Origin of the sequence: Tsukamurella pseudospumae (genome assembly GCF_001575195.1) — a bacterium.
In the GTDB taxonomy this organism is placed as follows: Bacteria; Actinomycetota; Actinomycetes; order Mycobacteriales; family Mycobacteriaceae; genus Tsukamurella; species Tsukamurella pseudospumae.
This window is the reverse complement of the sequence record NZ_LSRF01000001.1, coordinates 897,172-915,594: the sequence shown is the minus strand read 5'-3', so window position 1 is coordinate 915,594 and position 18,423 is coordinate 897,172. Positions and strand designations below refer to the sequence as shown.

The window sequence follows — 18,423 nt, the reverse complement described above, 5'->3', positions numbered from 1 at the left end:
CTCGGCGCGGGGAGCGACGTCAGGGTTGCACGAGCAGCCTGATCGGGTTGCCCTCGTGCCGCTCGAGCCGGTCGATGCCCGCCGCGATGTCCTCCAGCGGCACGATTCCGCTGATCGACCGGGACAGGTCGAGCCGGCCGAGCGAGACGAGCGTCGCGAGGGTCTCGATGTCGACGTTCTTGTAGCCGAGGTGACCGAGCACCTGCTTCTTCGTCAGCCCCAGCATCGTCGTCGACCCGACGGTCGGCTCCTGGTCGCTCATCCCGACGGAGATCAGACGCCCGCCGACGGTGAGGTGGCTCAGCGCCTGCTCGAAGGTCGCCTTGAGGCCCACGGCGTCGAACGCGACATCGAGGCCCCGGCCACCGGTGACCTCGGCGATCTTCGCGCCGAGCTGCTCGTCGCGGGAGTCGAAGGCGTGGTCGGCGCCGAGCTCGAGGGCGCGCTCGAGCACCTGGGGGTTGATGTCGACCGCGATGATCGGCGCCGCGCCGACGAGGCGCGCCAGCTGCACGACGTGCGTACCGACCCCGCCCAGGCCCCACACGCCGACGGACTCGCCGATACCGACCTTCCCGGTCCGGACCACGGCGCCGTAGGGAGTGGACACCGCGTCGGCGAGGATCGCCGCCTGCTCGAGCGGGACGTTGTCCGGGACCCGCGTCAGTCCCGCGGCCTGGGCGACGGTGTACTCGGCCCACGCGCCGTCGTAGGCGAACGCCATGATCTTGACCTGCGTGCAGTCGGCGAAGTTCCCCCTCCGGCAGTTCGGGCAGGTCGTGCACGGCCGGCCTGCGGCGACGATCACGCGATCGCCCTCGGCCCAGCCGCTCACCCCGGGCCCCAGCTTCGCGATGGTCCCCGACGCCTCGTGGCCCTGTGTGACCTCCGGGAGCATCGCCGGGAACGTGCCGTTGATGAGGCTGAGGTCGGAATGGCAGATGCCGCAGAACGCGACCTTCACCAGCACCTCGCCGGGACCGGGCTCGGGAATCGGTACGTCCTCGACACTGATCGTCCGGGTGTCGGCATGGAAGCGCTGTGCGCGCATGGTGGCGGTCATGCCTCCATCATCGGCCATTGGAAGGCGTCGAGGTGGCGCTCCGCCCATTGTTCGTAGGTGTGCGCCGGCCTACCGGTGATCCGCTCGACCGCTCCGGAAACGGTGAGGGGCCGCTCCGCAGCCACATGGAACGAGCGGAGCAGCGACTCCACCGCGGCGGCGGGTACACCGGCCGCGCCGAGGCGGTTGCGCACCTCGTCTGGGGCGATCTCGCGCACCGCGATGTGCGTGCCGAGAAGACGCGCGAGCACGTCGATCTGTGCCCGCGAACTGAGCGTGTGCGGGCCGGTGAGGTCGATCACCCCGGACGGCTCGTCGCCGGACAGCAGGAGCCGGGCCGCGACGTCGGCGACATCGACCTCGTCGATCGGCGCCATCGGGACGTCGATGTACGGTCCCTCGGCCAACCCGGCCACGCGGATCGTCGGGCCCCACCAGTGGATCGTGTTGAGCGCGAGGGGGACCGGTCGCAGGATGTGCAATGCTCCCGCGAACTCCGCCGCGGTCTCCTCGAGGACGCGGTGGTGCGATCCGGTGGGGCTCATCGGATCGCTCGCCGATGCGGTCGAGAGGAGCACCAATCGCTGCACGGTGCCCGCGTTCGCCGCACCGAGCAGTTCCCGGAGCCGCTCGGCGGGCGCCGTCCCGAGCGCGGGTGCAACCACGAGAACCGCTACGCATCCGGCGAGGAGGTCGTCCGCACGTGTCCCCGTGAGCTTCGTCTCGATGCCCGCCAACGGATTCGAGGTACTGCGGCTGGTCGCCCGCACCGGTGCGCCCGCACGGGTCAGCTGCTCGACGACCCGCCGCCCGATGGTGCCGGTGGCTCCGGTGACGAGGATCGTCCCGGTCATGCGCGATCACCCGTCCGTTCCCGATTCCGCAGGGACTCCGCGAAGGCGTGGGGGCGATCGATTCCGTCCCCGACGAGCTCGTCGTGGATCACGTCGTCACTCATGCGTCGAACGTCGCACGGCTCGTCGTTTCCCGCAGGAGATCGGTCCGTCTCCACGGACGGTCAGCCGGTGTAGGCGGGCGTGGCGAAGACGAACAGCGCCATGAACGCGAGGTTGATGAAGTAGGCGGCCTCCACGAGGCTCACGGTGATGAAGAAGGGCGTGAGGAGCCGGGACTGGGCCTCCGGCTGCCGGGCGATGCCCTCGACCAGCTTCGCACCGGCGAGCCCGTCGCCGATATCCGCGCCCACGGCGGCGCCGCCCATGATGATGCCGCCGCCCGCGAGGGCTCCGGCGGAGATGATCGCGTTGACGAGGTTCTGATCGGCCATGATTCGACTCCTAACTCGGCTGGAACAGATCGGTGATCGCCGCGGCGGCGCGCCCGGCACCGTCCTCGGCGCGCAGCTTCTCGCCGAGGCCCTCGGCCGCGGCCCGGTGCTCGCCGACGGTGCGCAGCGCGGCGGTCAGGCCGTCGACGGTGAGCGCGTGCCGGGGGAGCGGTGCGGTGGCCGCCCCTGACAGGTGCAGGCGCCGCGCCCAGAAGGGCTGGTCCATGATCCCGGGCACGGGTATCGACGGTGCCCCGGCCCGCAGCGTCGCGGCGGTGGTACCGGCGCCGCAATGGTGCACGACGGCGGCGCAGCGTGGGAACAGCAGGGAGTGCGGCACCTCGTCGACGACGAACACGTTCTCGCCCTCCGGCTCGAGCCCGGCCCAGCCGCGCTGCACGACCGCGCGTACCCCGGCCGCGGCGGTGGCCTCGGCGATCATCGATGAGAGGGCAGCGCCGTTCGCCGTCGCGGTACTGCCGAGCGTCACGGCGACGGGCGGCGGACCGTCGGATAGGAAGGCCGCGAGGTCCGGCCCGAGCGTGCCCACCGGTTCGGGTCGGAGGTAGCCGGTGACACGCAGATGCGGCGGCCAGTCGGCGGGCCGGGGCAGGATGTGCTCGCTGAACGGGTACAACACGGGCCAGGTTCGGGTGCGTTCTGCGCGGGTGGGTCGTGCGGGCAGTCCGAGGTCGGCGCGGAGCTCGGCGACGACCGGGGCGTAGACGCGCTCCGCGAAACCGCCCGCCCACCACACGAACCGGTTCCCGAGCCGACCGTACGAGCGCACGCCGAGAGCGGGAGGGCTGAAGTCGCCGGTGGGGGACGCGGGCTGGAACATCACGCCCGCGCTCGGAACGCCCAGTGCTGCGGCGACGTGCCGGCCGAGCAGAGCCCCGACGGGGCCCTCGAGCAGGAGTACGTCGGCACCGTCGGCGGCTGCGGCCATCGCCCGGCCGACGCCGCGCAGTCCCTCGCGCATCTCCTCGAGCGCCTCCTTCGACGGCCGAGGTTTCGCACCGTCGACGAGGGCCTGCGCGGCAGGGGAGGCGAGGGTCTCCGCGCGGGTGTCCTTGGGCAGCGGCGCGTAGGCGACGCCCGCGCCGACGACCTCGTCGCGATACGGTGCCTGCGCGGCGAGGACGACCTCGGCCCCGTCGGACTGCAGGCGCCGGGCGAGGCCCGTGAGCGGAACGACGTCCCCGCGGGTGCCGAAGGCCAGGATCGCGGTCCTCATGCGAGCACTCCGCGGGTGAAGATCTCGACGAGTGTCTCGCCGTACGCGATCGGGTCGTACGCGACGCCGATCGCGGTGAGCCGGGCCAGGTCGGTCGCCGCACCGTCGAGCGCGCCGCGGAGTGCAGCGCCGGCTCGGACTGCGTCGAGGTCGGCCCGGAACTCGCCGGACTCGACCCCCATTGCGAAGATCGCCGCAGGGTCGAGCAGCGCGAGATCGCCCTCCGGCGGGTTCGCCGCCGTGTCCTGAGTGACGGCCTCGTCGAACCGGCGGCCCTCGTCGAACCGGCGGCCCTCGGCGGACCGGTAGCCGGTGGCGATCTCGCGGAGGGCGACGGTCTCGGCGCGGTGCTCGGCGAGGAAGGCGGCGTTGCTGCGGATGTACGCGGCGAGCTTGCCGGCGGCGGTCTCCGCCGCGGCGAGGGCGGGGACGATGTATTCCGCGGCCGCCGCGAAGACCACGACGGTGACGGCCGCGACCAACTCGTCCTTCGTTCGGAAGTGGTACAGCGCCACGGATTTCGCGATCCCGACACGGTCGGCGATCTTGGCGACGGACGCCGCCGGGTAACCGTGCTCGGCGATGACGGCGATCGCCGCGTCGACGAGTTGGGCACGGCGCTGCTCGGACGTGAACGTATCTCTAGACCGCATGGTCTAAACATAGACCATGCGGTCTAGAAAGGGAATGTTCAGCCCACGCTGCGCAGCGGATCGTGCTCCGCCATGAGCTTGTCGAGCCGGGCCTCGTCCACCCGCACGCGGATGCTGTTCGCCTCCTGCTGGTCGCGGATGACCTTGGCGAGGTTGAACGTGCTGGTGATGAGGAAGAGGGCACCCACGATCAGGAAGCCGCGCTGCCACGGGTCCACGGGCAGGTAGAAGGCGCCCACGAGCAGGGAACCCGCCGAGACGGCGAAGGCGATGGCGGACTGGATGAAGAAGGCTGCGGTGGGCTTCGGGGCCGTTGCTGTACTGGTCATGGACATCAGCCTGCCGCGCGCCGCGCGCCCCCGGATGCGTAGAAGTACTCGGTTCGTCCAGGTACTTCGCGCTGTGAAAGCGGCCACACGATTGGGCGCGAGCGGCCCCGGGCTGCGATGGTTTCTGAGAGAAGATCGGCGGAGTTCTATCGCGGCGAAGGAGGCGGCATGACGACGGTCCTGGTCCTCGCGATCCTCGCGGCGCTGGTCGGGGGCGCGATCTGTTTCCTGCTGGCCGTTCCCGGCCGCCGCGCGGCGTTGCCCAGCCGGTTCCTCGTCGCGGTCCTGATCGGGCTCGTCGTGGGCGAGACGGTGTCGATGCTCGCGCTGAACGGTGCGATCGAGGACCGGCTGCGGGCCGACGCCGTGTCCGCCGCATCCGCCGCGCCCGCCGTCCGCGCCGCGCAGGCCGACCTCGACGCCGCGCGCGCTGATCGGGCCGCCCTCGACACCGCCGTCACTGAGGCGTCCACCCGGCGCGACCAGGCGCTCGTCGTGGCCCGCTGCGAGTACCGGCCGGGGCCGGCGTGCCCGCAGACGTCGATCACCGGTGTGCCCGGCCAGGGGCCCGAGACTCGCACTGCCAACCAGCGGCTCGCGGCCGCGCAGACCGACCTCGACCGTGCGACCGCCGCCCGCGCCGCCCGGTCGCCGGCCCTCGACGCGCGGATCGAGCGCGCGCGGTCCGACGCGCAGTCCGCACGGGAGACCGCCGTTGCCGACGGAGCCGACGGGATCGGCGCCCGCTGGGTCGCGCTGAACGGCGTAACGGCCCACTCGCCGTTCGCTGCGGCGCTGCGGATCGCGATCGACCTCGTGTGCGCCGTGCTGGCTCTGTTGCCGCTGTTGCTACGGCTGTGGCGCGGCGACACCACCCGCGACATCCGGCAGCAGCAGGAACTCGAGAGCGAGCGCCTCGCCGCCGCGGCGCAGCTCGCGATCGACCGCGGGCACCAGGAGCGGCGCGTCGAGCTCGCGCTGACACAGGATCGGCCGACACAGGTGCTGCCGGCGCTCGGGACCGCCGGGGGTGTCGGGCACAACGCCGCCGCTCTGGAGGCGGCGGGCTTCGAGCCCGTGGCCGTGACGGCGCGCCGGTACGTGCGGGAGGCACCGTCGGATCCGGCACCGTCGGGCCCCGTGACCGCGAGCCGGGCCCCGGAGGACGACTTCCTCCCGATCGCCGCCGCCGCGGAGGCGGCGAGCCTCGCCGCGCTCCTGCCGGACCAGCCCGTCGCGGACGAGACACCCACGGGCCCGATTCCCGTGATCACCAGCGCCACCGACGATCCCGATCCCGCCCAGGAGGCGACCGTGCCCGACGAGACGAACCTGCCCGTGTCCGCCCCCGCCGCGGAGGCGGCCGCGCCCGCGGTCGCGCAGCGGGAGGCCGCGCGCACGCCGAACCCGTTCGTGCCGCCGGTGCTCGACGACGCCGCGCGCACCATCGCCGGGTTCGTGCGCCCGCTCGTGCCGCCCTTCGTGGCCCGCGTGCTGCCGGGGGCGCAGCAGACGCGGACGGTCCAGCAGTCGTACGAGGAGGTCGAGGAGGTGACCTTCTCGATGCGGCGCACCCGCAAGGTCACCGTCGGGACGGTCGAACAGAGCGTCGCGGCACCGTCGTCCGACGGCGCCGCGGGTCCCGCCGTGACGGTCGACGCGCGCGTCGGCGATCCCGTGGCGCGTGCCGAGGAGCCCCTCGACGTGGCGCACGAGGTCGTCGACGAGCTATCCGGCCAGCGTCCGCGCGAGCTCGGCCAGCCGCGCGAGCTCCCCGGGCGCTAGCGACCGGATGGCGGGCGGCGCCGGGTCCTCGACCGCCGACATCGCGTCGACGACGGCGCGCCCGGCGTCGGTGATGGTGACGACCTTCGCGCGCCGGTCCTCCGGGGAGACCGTCCGCTCGACGTGCCCGCGCGCCTGGAGATCGTTGACGGCGACGGTGGCCGCCGGGGCGTCCATGTCCGCGAGCGCGGCGAGCTCCTTGAGCGTCAGCGGCCCGTAGCGGTGCAGCCGCTTGAGTACCCGCAGCCGGCTGAAGGGCAGCCCGGTGCGCTCCGTGACGGCGCGCCGCCAGTCCGAACGGCTGTCGATGACGGCGTGGACCAGGAGGCTCCAGACCTCGTCGGGACTCTCAGTGGACATCCGCGGCCTCCTTCGACGCGAGCAGGGGAGCGATCCGCTCGCGGGAGCGCTCAGCGCGGGCGCCGGTCGACACCAGCGCGAGGAGCACCACGACCGCCGCGAATCCGGCGGTCGCCCACCACAGCGACGCACCCACGAGCAGCCCCGACAACGCCACTCCGAGGCTGACGCCGAGCTGCCGGCTGGTGCTCGCCACGGCGGCCGCGGCCCCGGCGCGGTCGAGCGGCATGCCGCTCACGGCGGAGTTGGTGATCGGCGCGTTGACGAGTCCGAAACCCGTGCCGAAGACGGCGAACACGATGCCCAGCACGGGCAACGGCGTGGCCGGCCCGACCGCGGTCAGCGCGACCGTCGCGCAGGTCATCAGCACGCCCGCGCCGAGCAATGACGGGCGTGGGCCGAACCGCGCGACGAGGCGACCGGACACGGGGGAGGCGACGAACACGCACAGCGCCATGGGCAGGAACATCAGCCCGGTCTGCACGGCGGAGAAGTGACGGGTGTTCTGCAGGTACAGCGACATCGTGAAGAGGAACGCGCCGAAGCCCGCGAACGCGCAGACCGCGGTGAGTGTGGCCGCCGAGAACGGGATGCTGCGGAAGAAGCGCAGGTCGATGAACGGCGACGGATGGCGCCGCTCGTGGGCGATGAAGCCGGCGAGCGCGACGGCGGTCACGAGCAGGACCAGCGGCTCGCGTTCGATGAGCCCGAACACCGCGGTGAACATGACCGCGATGGCCAGGAGCTGACCGAGTGGATCGATGCTGCGCGGCGTCGCGGCCTTGGACTCGGGCACCACCGCGTAGGTGAGGGCGATCGCCACGGCGCAGATCGGCAGGTTCACCCAGAACACCGACTGCCATCCGAGTGCGTCGATGAGCACGCCGCCCACCAGTGGCCCGACCGCCGTCGAGACACCGACGACCGCGCCCCACAGGCCGATCGCGCGGGCGCGCTCGCCGGGATCGGTGAAGACGGCCGTGACGATCGAGAGGGCGACCGGCGACAGCATCGAGCCGCCGACCGCCTGGATCCCGCGGGCCGCGATCAGGATCTCGACGGTGGGCGCGAGGCTGCACAGCAGCGATCCCACGGCGAACACCGTGAGCCCGAGGCGGAAGATCCATCGGCGACCGAACCGGTCCGCCGTGGCACCGGACAGGACCAGCAGGCTCGCGAGCGTGAGCGTGTAGATGTCGACCACCCATTGCAGGTGGGTGACGGACGCGGTCATGTCGCGGCCGATCGCGGGGAGCGCGACGTTGACGATGGTCGCGTCCATCGACGAGATGAGCAGGCTGAGGCTGCACGCGACGAGGATCAGTGCTCGTCGCCGCGGCCCGAGGTGCGGAATGCTTGTAGGCATACAAGGATTGTATGACCACAACTAATAAGATGGAAACAGATTTCCGTGGCGCACACCTTGTACGCATTGTTCGCTATACTGCAATCAGGAGATCCGAGCGCAGAGGAGGCGCCCGTGGTTACCGTTTTCGCAGTCTGTGCCGTGGTGGGCGTGCTCGTCCTCGTCGCGTCGATCGTCCTGGGGGACATCGACATCGGCGGTGCCGATATCGGGGGCCCGCACGCCGATGCCGGCCTGCCGTGGCTCAGCGCTCCCGCCCTCGCGGCGGCCGTCGGGGTGTTCGGCGTCGTCGGTTGGCCGTTGTCCGCCGGAACCTCGGTGCCGTTGGCCGCCGTGGTGATCGTCGCCGCAGCCTCGGGCATCGTCGCCTACGGTGTGCTGATGCTCGTGCTCCGGGCCATGCGCCGCTCCCAGACCGGCACCGTGGCCGGGCTCCGCGCGGCGATCGGCACCATCGGCGAGCTCAGCATGGAGATCCCCGCGGGCGGCTGGGGACAGGTGCGCTACCTGGACTCGGAGTCCGTGCGCGCCGTCACGAACGCGGTTCTCGTCGACCCGGGGGCGTCCGCGCGGCCGGGCGAATCGGTGCTCATCGTCGATGTCGACGGTGACCGGCTCGTGGTGCAGCCGCTCAACACGCAGGACTGACGCGTCGCCGCTCGCCGGCACGTCGCACGAACGAACGTAGAACGAAACAGGGAGGGAACGTCATGATCATGGCTCTGATCGCGGCCGGTGCCGCGGTGATAGTGATCCTGCTGGCGATGTGGATCTTCTTCCACAACTACATCAAGTCCCCGCCGGACCAGGTGGCCATCTTCACCGGCCGCGGGGAGATGAAGGTCGTCCGCGGCGGGGCGCGGTTCAAGATGCCCGGACTCGAGCGCGTGGACTACATGCCCCTGCGCCCGTTCGAGGTGCGCATCGCGCTCAGCAACGCCCGGAGCATCGACGGTGTGCCCGTCGAACTGCAGGCCGTGGGCCTCGTCCGCATCGGCACCACCGATGAGATGACGCGCACCGCCGCGCAGCGCTTCCTCACCGCGAACATGGCGGAGCTGGAGAACCAGATCAACGAGATCCTGGCCGGCAGCCTGCGTGGCATCGCGGCCACGATGACCGTCGAGCACCTCAACAGCAACCGTGAGGCCCTGGCGCGCGGCGTGGTGGAGGAGGCCGGCGGCGACCTCGCCCGCATCGGCATGGAGGTCGACATCCTCAAGATCGCCGGCATCGAGGACCGCAACGGTTACCTCGAGTCGCTCGGCCAGAAGCGGATCGCCGAGGTCAAGCGCGACGCCGACATCGGCAAGGCCGAGGCCGAGCGCGACTCGCTGATCCGCTCCGCCGACGCCCGCCGGGCCGGGGAGATCGCGCAGACCGAGGCGGAGACCGCGATCGCGGAGGCCCAGCAGAGCCGGGACGTGCGCATCGCCCAGCTGCGCGCCCAGACCGAGGCGCAGAACGCCGAGGCCGACCAGGCCGGTCCGCTCGCGAAGGCCAAGGCGGAGAAGAACGTCGGCATCGCGCTCGAGGAGGCCGAGGCGGCCCGCATCGAGGCCCGCACCGAGGTGGAGCGCAAGCGTCGCGCGCAGGCCGAGGCCGCGCTCGAGGCCGATGTCATCGCGCCCGCCGAGGCGCAGCGCCAGGCCGCGATCACCCGGGCCGAGGGCGAGCGCCAGTCCGCGATCCTCACCGCCGAGGCCCGCGCCAACTCGACCCGGCTCGACGGCGAGTCCGCCGCCGACGCCCGCAAGTCGGCCGCGGCCGCCGTCGAGGCCGAGCTGCGCGCCGACGCGGCCGGCAAGCTCGCGCAGGCCGAGGTGCACGCCGAGTCGATCCGGCTCGAGGGCGAGTCGAAGGCGACGGCCCGCAAGTCCGCGGCCGAAGCGCTCGAGGCCGAGCTGCGCGCCGACGCCGCGGGCAAGCAGGCCCAGGCCGAGGCGTTCAACCAGTACAACGCGGACGCCGCCCGACTGCTGCTCGTGCCGCAGGTCCTGGCCACGATCGAGGGCTCCGTCCGCGCCCAGTCGGAGGCCACGGCCGCGATCGACAGCATCAACATCATCGGCGGCGGGAGCAGCGACGCCACCGGGGGACTGCTCGGCCTCTCCGCGCAGTCCATCGCGTCGATCGTCGCGGCCCTGCGCGCGCAGGGGATCGACCTCTCGAAGCTGCTCGACGGCGCGGCGCCGGCACCGGTCGAACCGGCCGAGTCGGTGGCGGGCACCGTCGACGACGAGTAGCGCGCCGTGAAGCCCGGCGACGCCGAGGCCCTGCGCCTCGCGGTGGGCCTGCTGGAGGAACGACTCCGGCGGCTGCCCGCCGCGGGGCTGCGCGGCTCCGAGCTGTTCGTCCTCGCCACCGTCGAGGCGCTGGGGCCCGAGGCCTTCCCGACGGCGATCGGCGACCGCCTGGACATGAAGCGCTCGAACGTGTCCGCCGCGATCACGGACCTGCGGCGGCGGGGCTTCCTGCAGGGCGACGCCGACGGTTCCGACGGCCGACGGCGGCCCGTCGCCCTCACCGATCGCGGGCGCGCCGTGCTCCACGCCCGTGACGCCGCGCAGGACGCGTGGCTCGTGGACACCGGCGGCAAGCACCTCACCGCGGACGAGGCCGCACAGCTGCGCGGCTCCATCCCGCTGCTCCTGCGGCTGGCCGGCGGATGAGAATCATCGCGAGCGCAACTCTGGGCGGCGCCCCGGTCCGGCGATAATCTCGGCGGCGTGAGTGGTCTCTTCTCCTTCCCGAACCCCGTCAACGAGTACGCGGCCCGCGCGACCGCGGCCCTCGTCGTCGTCCTCGCGGTGGTCACGATCGTCGCCGGACAGTGGTGGCTGTACGCCGCGCTGGCCGTCGGCTTCGCGCTGCGCGTCGCGGGCGGACCCCGGTACTCGCCGTTCGGCCGGCTCTCCGTGCACGTCATCGCCCCGCGCCTCGGCCCGGCCAAGCTCGTGCCCGGCCCGCCGAAGCGGTTCGCGCAGACCATCGGCCTCGTCTTCTCGACGGTGGCGCTGGTGCTCTTCCTCACCGGGAACCACCTCGCGGCGCAGATCGTGCTCGGCCTGCTGGTCGTCGCCGCGCTGCTCGAGTCGGCGCTCGGTCTGTGCCTGGGCTGCATCGTGTTCGGGTGGCTGCAGCGGCGGGGTGTGATCCCGGCGTCCGTCTGCGAGGCGTGCGCCGGCGTGAACACGACCCCGCCGACCCTGACCGTGCCCCGGTAGCAGGGACCGACGAAAGAACGCCGCCGCGGATTTCTCCGCGGCGGCGTTCGACTGTCAGGGGTGGCTCAGATCTGGCCGACGATCTCCTCGGCCCACTCGACGGCCTTCTCGTCCACGTCGTCGGTGCCGGAGTTGTCGTGCTCGAAGCGGTCGCCCACCTGGGTGGCGCCCAGGCCGGTCAGGTGCTTGACGATGGTCTTGCCACCGGCGTTGTAGGTGTCGACGTAGATCGTGTCGCCCAGGCCGAACACGGCGAAGCGCAGGCCCGTGAGGTCGGGAGCGGCCTCGAGCAGCTCCTCGAAGAACTCGGTCGAACCGGCGGGCAGCTCGCCCTCGCCGTAGGTGGCGCACGAGAACACGTGGAAGTCCGCGGGATCCAGCGCGTCGATCTCGCCGTCCATCATGTCGTGCAGCTCGACGGAGCCGGCCTTGGCGAACACGTCGAACATGGCGTTCGCGGCGCCCTCGGCGGTGCCGGTCGAGGAACCGTAGAAGATGTGAACAGACATGGGATGTGATTCTAGGCGATCGCGGGGCGGCACCGTGAGCGGCGTCGCTGCGATGTGACGTCCTAGTCTTGGCCGCATGCCTCACGCCACCCTGCCCGACGGTGCCCGGCTCGCCTACACCGTCCGCCCCGCGGCGCCGGGCGCGACGGGGCCCGGAGTGCTCCTGTTCGCCGGTCAGGCGCTCGCGGGATCGTCGTGGGATCCGGTGGTCGACGAGTTCCGGGCCGCCGGGCCGGTCGTCACCTTCGACCACCGTGGCATCGGCGACAGCGACGACGCGTTCCCGCGCCGCTGGAGTACCCGGGACTGCGCGGAGGACGCTCTCGCGGTGCTCGACGCGGCCCGGGCCGCCGGCGCGATCGGCGACCGGGTGGACGTCTACGGCTTCTCCATGGGCGGCCGGGCGGGGCAGTGGCTCGCCGCGGACCACCCCGACCGGGTGCGCCGGCTGATCCTCGGCGCCACCACCGTCGGCGACGCCCACGGGGTGGCGCGTCCCAGCGAGGTGCTCCGCATCCTGGTCCGCTCCGACCGGCGCGCCCTGCTCGAGCTGTTCTTCACCCCCGACTGGCTCGACGGACATCCCGAGGCCGCCGAGGCGATCCTCGCCCGGCCCCGGTCGCTGCCCGCGCAGCGCGCCCACTTCGCGGCCAGCACCGACCACGACGCCGCGAAGGCCCTCCCGTGGATCGAGGCGCCCACGCTGATCCTGCACGGCGCCGAGGACCGGATGTGCCTGGCCGAGAACGCAACGATCCTGCGGGACGGGATCGACGGTGCGCGGCTGCGCGTCTACCCGGGCATGCGGCACGGCTACCACGTGCAGGAGCCGAAGGCCACCGTCGACGCCCTGGACTTCCTGACCGCGCCCTGACCGGCACTGCTACGGTCCCTCCATGGCGGACTTCGGCAGCTTCCAGGACGGCATCTACGCGGAGGGGCTGCTCGCGAAGCACCGCCGCTTCCCCTACACCTTCGACGACCTCGAGGCCCGCGCGCAGCAGGTCCTCGACCCCGCCACCTTCGACTACGTGCGCGGCGGCGCCGGTGACGAGACCACGCAGGACGTCAACGTCACCGAGTTGCGGCGCTACGGCTTCGTCCCGCGGATGCTCCGCGACCGCAGCGTGCGCGACCTCTCGACGACCTTCCTCGGCGCCGAGCTCGAGGCCCCCGTCGTGCTCTGCCCCGTCGGCGTGAACGGACTGGTGCACGAGGGCGGCGATCTCGCCGTGGCTCGCGCCGCCGACGCCCTCGGCGTGGCCGCGATGTACTCCACCCTCGCCGAGGCGACGCTCGAGGAGGTCGCGGACGCGCGCGGCGACTCCTTCGCGGCGTTCCAGCTGTACCCGACCAAGGACGACCGGCTCACCGACAGCCTGGTGCGCCGCGCCGACAAGGCCGGGTTCGACGCGCTGACCATCACCCTGGACACCGGCAGCCTCGGCTGGCGCCCCCGCGATCTCCGCAACGGCTACATCCCGTTCCTGCGCGGACGGTGCCTCGCCAACTACCTCAGCGACCCCCGGTTCATCGAGCTCTGCGGGGTGGAGAACCCGCCGCCGCTGCACGCCGGGATCGTGTGGTCGTCGCTGTTCAGCAAGCCCACCTTCTCCTGGGACGACGTGGCCCGGATCCGCAGGACCACCGACCTGCCGATCATCCTCAAGGGCATCTGCCACGCCGAGGACGCCCGCCGGGCGGCCGCCGAGGGCGTCGACGCGATCGCCTGCTCCAACCACGGCGGCCGGCAGGCGAACGGCGGGCTGCCCGCGATCGGCCACCTCGAGGGCGTGCTCGAGACCGGGCTGCCGACCACCTTCGACAGCGGCATCCGTGACGGCGTCGACGTCCTGCGCGCCGTCGGCCTCGGCGCGACCCTGGCCGGTATCGGGCGCCCGTACGTCTACGGCCTGTCGATCGGCGGCCAGGAGGGTGTCGAGCACGTCGTCCGGTCGATGCTCGCCGAGGCCGACCTGACCATGGCCGCGGACTGCCTCACCACGCTCGCCGACCTGCACGTCGTGCGGCGGTGACCGGCGCCGGGCGAGGACCGAAGCAGTGACCGACGCCGCCTTCGACTGGTTCGGCTTCGAGGACGCGATCTGCGCGGAACTGCGCACCGTGGCGCGGGCGCTGGTCTACCAGGCAGACGGTGAGCTGCCCTACGCCTACGTCCTGACCGTCTTCTACGCGGAGCGCACCGGACCGATCCTGCTGCCGTACCCGGCGCTGGGCACCGTCGAATCCGTTCCCCCGCGCGAGCTCTGGGACCCGCCCGCGTGGCCCCGATCCGACGACGGCTGGGCACGGCGGGCGCCGCTGGACGCGTGGCAGGACCGGCTCAACGAGCTCGCCGAGGGCCTCGACGAGCAGGACTGGGACGTCGCGCACGCCCGCTACGGGTACGCGCTGCTCGGCGCGATGCGGCGGGCGAAGGCCGAACTGGTCGCCGACGGCACCGTTCCGTCGGGCATCGTCTGCGTGCTCGACGACGAGGAAGAGGACCTTCTTCGGAAATCGGCCACGCCCCGTGAGCTGCGAGCGTTCCGGGCGGTACGCCAGGAGTAGCTTCCTCCCATGACCTTCACCTTCTCGACGCTCGCGCTGGTCACCGCGCTGGGGCTGCTGGGACCCGTGCTCGCGCTGCGGAAGTGGTGGCACATCCCCGTGATCGTCGGGCCGCTCGTGGCGGGCGTCGCGTTCGGGGCCACCGGATTCCGCGTTCTGGACGCCTCGGAGCCGACCTTCACCTTCCTCGCCGACATCGGCTTCGCCCTCGTGATGTTCGTGGCGGGCACGCACGTACCGGTACGGGATCCGGCGGTGCGGTCCGCGCTCGGGGCCGGCGCGCTGCGGGCGGTGATCGTCGGCGTCGTCGCGGCGGTGTTCGGGACCGGGCTCGCCACCGCGTTCGGGACGGGCCACGCACCGCTGTACGCCGTGCTCATGGCCTCGTCGTCGGCGGCCGTGGTGTTGCCGATCATCGACTCCGCCGGGCTCACCGGGAAGCCGATCCTGGCGCTCACCGCGCAGGTGGCGATCGCCGACACCGTCTGCGTCGTGGCACTGCCCCTGGTGATCGACCCGTCGACGGCCGGTCGCGCGGCGGTCGGCGCGCTCGCGGTCGGTGCTGCGGCCGTGGTGCTCTACCTGCTGATGCGCCTCGCCGAGGAGCGCGGGTGGCGCAAGCGGGTGCACGAGGTCTCGGAGGAACGACGGTTCGCCGTCGAGCTCCGGGTGAGCCTCGTGGGGCTGTTCCTGCTCGCGGCCGTCGCGACGAGGATGCACGTCTCCGTGATGCTCGCCGGATTCGCGATGGGGCTCGCCGTGGCCGCGGTGGGCGAGCCCCGCCGCGTTGCCAAGCAGCTGTTCGCGATCGAAGAGGGCTTCTTCGCGCCGCTCTTCTTCGTCTGGCTGGGCGCCCGCATCGACCTGCGGGACCTCGTCGCGCACCCGAAGTTCATCGCGGTCGGACTGGCCCTGGGGCTCGGAGCGATCGTCGCGCACGTCGTGATGCGGGCGATCGGGCAGCCCGTGCCGCTCGGCGTGCTCGCCGCGGCCCAGATCGGCGTCCCGGTCGCGGCGGTCACCGTCGGCGAACAACTGCACGTGCTCGCCCCGGGCGAGGGGTCGGCACTGATCCTGGGCGCGTTGCTGACGATCACCGGTGCCGCGCTGGCGGCGGGGAGGGCCGGTACGGCCGGCGGGAGTCAGGGGAAGGCGTACTCCACGACGACGGGTGCGTGATCGGACAGGCGCTGATCCGGCGAGGGTTCCTTGTCGACGACGACCGACAGCGCCGCCCGTGCGAGCTTCGGCGTCGCGAGGTGGTGATCGATCCGCCAGCCGACGTCCTTGGTGAAGGACTCACCGGCCCAGCTCCACCACGACAGCGGGCCCGGCCGGTCGCCGTGCAGGGCACGGACCACGTCGACCAGCGTCCGTGGGCCGAGCTGCGCGTCGAGCCACGCGCGCTCCTCAGGGAGGAAGCCCTCCATCTTCTGGGCGGGGCGCCAGTTCGTCACGTCGTGGGGCAGGTGCGCGAGGTTGAGGTCGCCGAGCAGGAGGAACTCGCGACCCGCGGCGAGCGCGGCGCGACGGCCTCGGCCCAGCTCCCGCGCGAAGGCGTCGAGGAACCGCATCTTGCGGTCGAACTTCGCGCCCCCGTCGGGCTTGTCGCGCATGTTGCCCGGCCGCTGCAGATGGGCGGGCACGCCGCCCTTGGGCAGGTACAGGCAGGCCACCGTCAGACCCGGCAGATCGACCTCCACGTACCTGCCCTCGTGGGCGAACTCACGCAGCCCGCGGGCGCGCGGCGGATGCGACGCCCAGGTCCGCACGGCCGACGGTGCCTCCCGCGTCAGGATCGCGACGCCGTTGCGCCCGGGGACCGAGCCGCAGTCCACGGCCGCGTGGTAGCCGGGGAAGTCGCCCACCTCGTCGGGCGGGCAGCGCAGCTCCTGCAGCGCGACGACGTCGAGCCCGCGGCCCGCGAGCCACGCGTCGAAGCCGCGCCGCCGGGACGCCCGGATCCCGTTGACGTTGAACGCCGCGACCCGCAGCGGAGCGCGGGTCAGGGCGCCGCGACCGTGCTCGACGGGTCGATGAGGATCTTCGCGTGGACCTCGGGATCACCCAGCGCACTGAAGGCGGCCTCCACGCCCTCGAGGCCGACGGTGCCGGTGACCAGCGGCTTCACGTTCACCTTGCCCTCGGCCATCATGTGGAGCGTGTCGTGGAACTCGCCCGGGTCGTAGCCGAAGGCGAACCGCAGTTCGATCTCCTTGTTCCCGGCCAGGGCGGGCATGATCTGGTCGGGCTCCATGCACACGCCCACGACGACCACGCGGGTGCGCAGCGGCGCGGCCTCGATGATCGAGTTGATCATGCCGGGCACACCGACGCACTCGAAGACCACGGGACCCGACGGGGTCTCGCCGATCCGGTCCGCCAGGCGGAAGACGTGCCACCACGGCACCGGGCCGGGGACGAGCGTCAGCTTGTCCATGGTGCTCACGCCCAGCTTGAACAGGTCGCTCGCCCTGCGGATCTCGTTGCGGGGCTGCTTGTAGGCCTCCCACGGCTGCTGTTCGCGGGGATCGACCACCACGTGGGCGCCCATCTGCTTCGCGAGGGCGCGCCGGCCGGGGGAGAAGTCGCTCGCGATGATCTTCTTCACGCCCGACGCGCGGAGCATGGAGATCACGGCCAGTCCGATGGGCCCGCAGCCGATCACGATCGCGGTCCGGCCACGGCCGACCTCGGCGCGGCGCACCGCGTGCCAGGCCACGGCCATCGGCTCGGTGAGTGCGGCCTCCTCGTCGGACAGCTTGTCCGGCACGGGCATCGTCATCGACTCCTGGACCAGCACCTGCTCCGCGTACGAGCCGGGGGCGCGCTCCGAGAGCCCGACGAGCTGCGGTTCGCTGCCCACCATGACGGTCGGGAGGGACACCACGCGCGTGCCCACGGGCCAGCGTTTGCGGCAGCCGGGGCCGTACTCGGCGACGGTGCCGACGAACTCGTGCCCCATGACGATGCGCTGGTCCGTGCGCATGCAATCGTCGTACCCGGCCTTGGCGGCGAGGTCGGCGACGAGGTCGGCATGGTGACGGGCGTGCAGGTCGGATCCGCAGATCCCGGTCCGGGTGACGTCGAGCAGCACCTGGCCGCGGGCGGGGCTGGGCGAGGGGACGTCCTCGACGGTGAGGTTGCCTTCGTTGACCACGACAGCTTTCATACATCCGAGAATAAACGGTGTGCGGCAGACGTCGGACCCGCACCCGCCCCGGCCCGATGCGGCGTTCGACACACCGGGGTATTGCAATCGCAACTCACACTGAGGTAGATGTTGCGTATGCAAATCCTGAAGAAGTCCCTCATCGTCTTCGCAGCTGCTCTCGGAGCCGCCGGTGCACTCCCCGCCGCGGCCCACGCGGAGGCGAAGCCGCTGGTCTACGTCATCGGTGGCTTCATCGCGCCCGGCAACATGTACGAGCCGCTCAACTCCGACATCCGCGGGGCGGGCTTCGACGTCGAGCCGCTGTGGCTCACCGGACTCGACCACAAGGCGGACGCGGGCAGGCTCAAGGGCATCGTCGACGCGCAGAAGCGCGCGAACCCGGGCCGCGAGATCTCGATCCTCACGCACAGCAACAACGCCCTCGTCGACCGCTACTACCTCAAGGTCCTCGGTGGCGCGAAAGACATCAAGCGCTCGGTCGTGCTCGGCGGCGTCGAGTACGGCTCGCCGACCGGCTGCATGCTGCCCGCCCCGGCGAACCAGTCGTGCAACGGCTCGGCGCTGATCAACCAGCTCAACGCCGGCCTCGACACGCCCGGCCCCACCGAGTACTACTCGATCCGCAGCACCCGCGACCCGCTGTCGGGCGATCTCGACGGGCGTCAGTGCCGCACGACGGTGCAGGGCTACCTCCCGGCCGCCGCCTCGGTCGACCACGCGTGGCTGGGCTGGGACCCGCGCGTCGTGCCGCTGGTCATCAGCTCTCTCAAGGGGAACTGCCCCGGGACCTGGGTGAACTCGCCCGAGGGCTCGGTCACCTACGAGAACAGCGTCGACATGAACCGCAAGTAGATTCCAAC

Annotated in this window: 21 protein-coding genes; 10 read left to right on the top strand and 11 right to left on the bottom strand. The window is 72.1% G+C overall.

Going from position 1 to position 18,423, the window contains the following annotated elements:
* Nucleotides 1-19: 19 nt before the first annotated feature.
* The 6 genes from AXK60_RS04305 to AXK60_RS04280 form a co-directional block, all read right to left on the bottom strand.
* Entirely contained in the window at nucleotides 20-1,063 is a 1,044-nt protein-coding gene (locus AXK60_RS04305) for a zinc-binding dehydrogenase (RefSeq protein ID WP_068569781.1), read from the bottom strand.
* Complete coding sequence (locus tag AXK60_RS04300; RefSeq protein WP_068569780.1) at nucleotides 1,060-1,917, bottom strand: NAD(P)H-binding protein; 858 nt, start codon at nucleotides 1,915-1,917, stop codon at nucleotides 1,060-1,062. Before AXK60_RS04300 ends, AXK60_RS04305 begins: the two co-directional genes overlap by 4 nt.
* A gap of 164 nt (nucleotides 1,918-2,081) precedes the next feature.
* Nucleotides 2,082-2,351, bottom strand: coding sequence for a F0F1 ATP synthase subunit C (locus tag AXK60_RS04295; protein ID WP_068569779.1), 270 nt, complete (start codon nucleotides 2,349-2,351; stop codon nucleotides 2,082-2,084).
* Nucleotides 2,352-2,361: 10 nt separating this feature from the next.
* Entirely contained in the window at nucleotides 2,362-3,588 is a 1,227-nt protein-coding gene (locus tag AXK60_RS04290; RefSeq protein WP_068569778.1) for a glycosyltransferase, read from the bottom strand.
* A complete protein-coding gene (locus AXK60_RS04285) occupies nucleotides 3,585-4,241 on the bottom strand; it encodes a TetR/AcrR family transcriptional regulator (RefSeq protein ID WP_068569777.1) in 657 nt (218 codons plus the stop codon). Before AXK60_RS04285 ends, AXK60_RS04290 begins: the two co-directional genes overlap by 4 nt.
* Before the next feature lie 38 nt (nucleotides 4,242-4,279).
* Nucleotides 4,280-4,570, bottom strand: a complete 291-nt coding sequence (locus AXK60_RS04280; RefSeq protein ID WP_068569776.1) for a YiaA/YiaB family inner membrane protein — start codon at nucleotides 4,568-4,570, stop codon at nucleotides 4,280-4,282.
* A gap of 168 nt (nucleotides 4,571-4,738) precedes the next feature.
* Here AXK60_RS04280 and AXK60_RS04275 point away from each other — a divergent pair, with 168 nt between their 5' ends.
* The gene (locus AXK60_RS04275) at nucleotides 4,739-6,355 is read left to right on the top strand and encodes a DUF4407 domain-containing protein (RefSeq protein WP_068569775.1); all 1,617 of its coding nucleotides are present in this window, start codon (nucleotides 4,739-4,741) and stop codon (nucleotides 6,353-6,355) included.
* On the opposite strand, the gene AXK60_RS04270 is transcribed toward AXK60_RS04275, so the two are convergent.
* Together AXK60_RS04270 and AXK60_RS04265 are read right to left on the bottom strand one after the other, a co-directional pair.
* Nucleotides 6,299-6,715, bottom strand: a complete 417-nt coding sequence (locus AXK60_RS04270; protein ID WP_068569774.1) for a MarR family winged helix-turn-helix transcriptional regulator — start codon at nucleotides 6,713-6,715, stop codon at nucleotides 6,299-6,301. The genes AXK60_RS04275 and AXK60_RS04270 overlap by 57 nt on opposite strands.
* Complete coding sequence (locus AXK60_RS04265; RefSeq protein WP_068569773.1) at nucleotides 6,705-8,081, bottom strand: MFS transporter; 1,377 nt, start codon at nucleotides 8,079-8,081, stop codon at nucleotides 6,705-6,707. Before AXK60_RS04265 ends, AXK60_RS04270 begins: the two co-directional genes overlap by 11 nt.
* Nucleotides 8,082-8,195: 114 nt before the next feature.
* On the opposite strand from AXK60_RS04265, the gene AXK60_RS04260 reads away from it, so the two are divergent.
* The 4 genes from AXK60_RS04260 (at nucleotide 8,196) to AXK60_RS04245 (ending at nucleotide 11,308) form a co-directional block, all read left to right on the top strand.
* On the top strand, nucleotides 8,196-8,729 hold the full coding sequence (locus AXK60_RS04260) for an NfeD family protein (RefSeq protein ID WP_175399920.1): 534 nt from the start codon (nucleotides 8,196-8,198) through the stop codon (nucleotides 8,727-8,729).
* 62 nt (nucleotides 8,730-8,791) lie between these two features.
* Entirely contained in the window at nucleotides 8,792-10,327 is a 1,536-nt protein-coding gene (locus AXK60_RS04255) for a flotillin family protein (RefSeq protein ID WP_068569771.1), read from the top strand.
* Nucleotides 10,328-10,333: 6 nt separating this feature from the next.
* The gene (locus AXK60_RS04250; RefSeq protein WP_068569770.1) at nucleotides 10,334-10,753 is read left to right on the top strand and encodes a MarR family winged helix-turn-helix transcriptional regulator; all 420 of its coding nucleotides are present in this window, start codon (nucleotides 10,334-10,336) and stop codon (nucleotides 10,751-10,753) included.
* Nucleotides 10,754-10,810: 57 nt separating this feature from the next.
* Entirely contained in the window at nucleotides 10,811-11,308 is a 498-nt protein-coding gene (locus AXK60_RS04245; protein WP_068569769.1) for a DUF4395 domain-containing protein, read from the top strand.
* Between the two features lie 65 nt (nucleotides 11,309-11,373).
* Here the strand turns inward: AXK60_RS04245 and AXK60_RS04240 are convergent, their stop codons facing one another.
* Entirely contained in the window at nucleotides 11,374-11,817 is a 444-nt protein-coding gene (locus tag AXK60_RS04240; protein WP_068569768.1) for a flavodoxin domain-containing protein, read from the bottom strand.
* 76 nt (nucleotides 11,818-11,893) lie between these two features.
* Here AXK60_RS04240 and AXK60_RS04235 point away from each other — a divergent pair, with 76 nt between their 5' ends.
* The 4 genes from AXK60_RS04235 to AXK60_RS04220 are packed head-to-tail and all read left to right on the top strand — an operon-like array spanning nucleotide 11,894 to nucleotide 15,567.
* Nucleotides 11,894-12,691 (top strand): alpha/beta fold hydrolase, encoded by a 798-nt coding sequence (locus tag AXK60_RS04235; RefSeq protein ID WP_068569767.1) that lies wholly within the window; start codon nucleotides 11,894-11,896, stop codon nucleotides 12,689-12,691.
* Between the two features lie 22 nt (nucleotides 12,692-12,713).
* Nucleotides 12,714-13,853, top strand: coding sequence for an alpha-hydroxy-acid oxidizing protein (locus tag AXK60_RS04230; RefSeq protein WP_068569766.1), 1,140 nt, complete (start codon nucleotides 12,714-12,716; stop codon nucleotides 13,851-13,853).
* Between the two features lie 25 nt (nucleotides 13,854-13,878).
* Entirely contained in the window at nucleotides 13,879-14,388 is a 510-nt protein-coding gene (locus AXK60_RS04225; RefSeq protein WP_068569765.1) for a hypothetical protein, read from the top strand.
* A gap of 9 nt (nucleotides 14,389-14,397) precedes the next feature.
* Nucleotides 14,398-15,567: a cation:proton antiporter gene (locus tag AXK60_RS04220; protein ID WP_068569764.1), complete on the top strand. Its 1,170-nt coding sequence runs from the start codon at nucleotides 14,398-14,400 to the stop codon at nucleotides 15,565-15,567.
* Here AXK60_RS04220 and AXK60_RS04215 read toward each other — a convergent pair.
* Nucleotides 15,531-16,382, bottom strand: a complete 852-nt coding sequence (locus AXK60_RS04215) for an exodeoxyribonuclease III (RefSeq protein WP_068569763.1) — start codon at nucleotides 16,380-16,382, stop codon at nucleotides 15,531-15,533. The two genes, AXK60_RS04220 and AXK60_RS04215, sit on opposite strands and share 37 nt — an antisense overlap.
* 11 nt (nucleotides 16,383-16,393) lie before the next feature.
* Complete coding sequence (locus AXK60_RS04210) at nucleotides 16,394-17,560, bottom strand: zinc-binding dehydrogenase (RefSeq protein ID WP_068569762.1); 1,167 nt, start codon at nucleotides 17,558-17,560, stop codon at nucleotides 16,394-16,396.
* A gap of 108 nt (nucleotides 17,561-17,668) precedes the next feature.
* Between AXK60_RS04210 and AXK60_RS04205 the strand changes: the two genes are divergently transcribed.
* Nucleotides 17,669-18,415: a lipase family protein gene (locus AXK60_RS04205; RefSeq protein WP_139057727.1), complete on the top strand. Its 747-nt coding sequence runs from the start codon at nucleotides 17,669-17,671 to the stop codon at nucleotides 18,413-18,415.
* Nucleotides 18,416-18,423 lie beyond the last annotated feature (8 nt).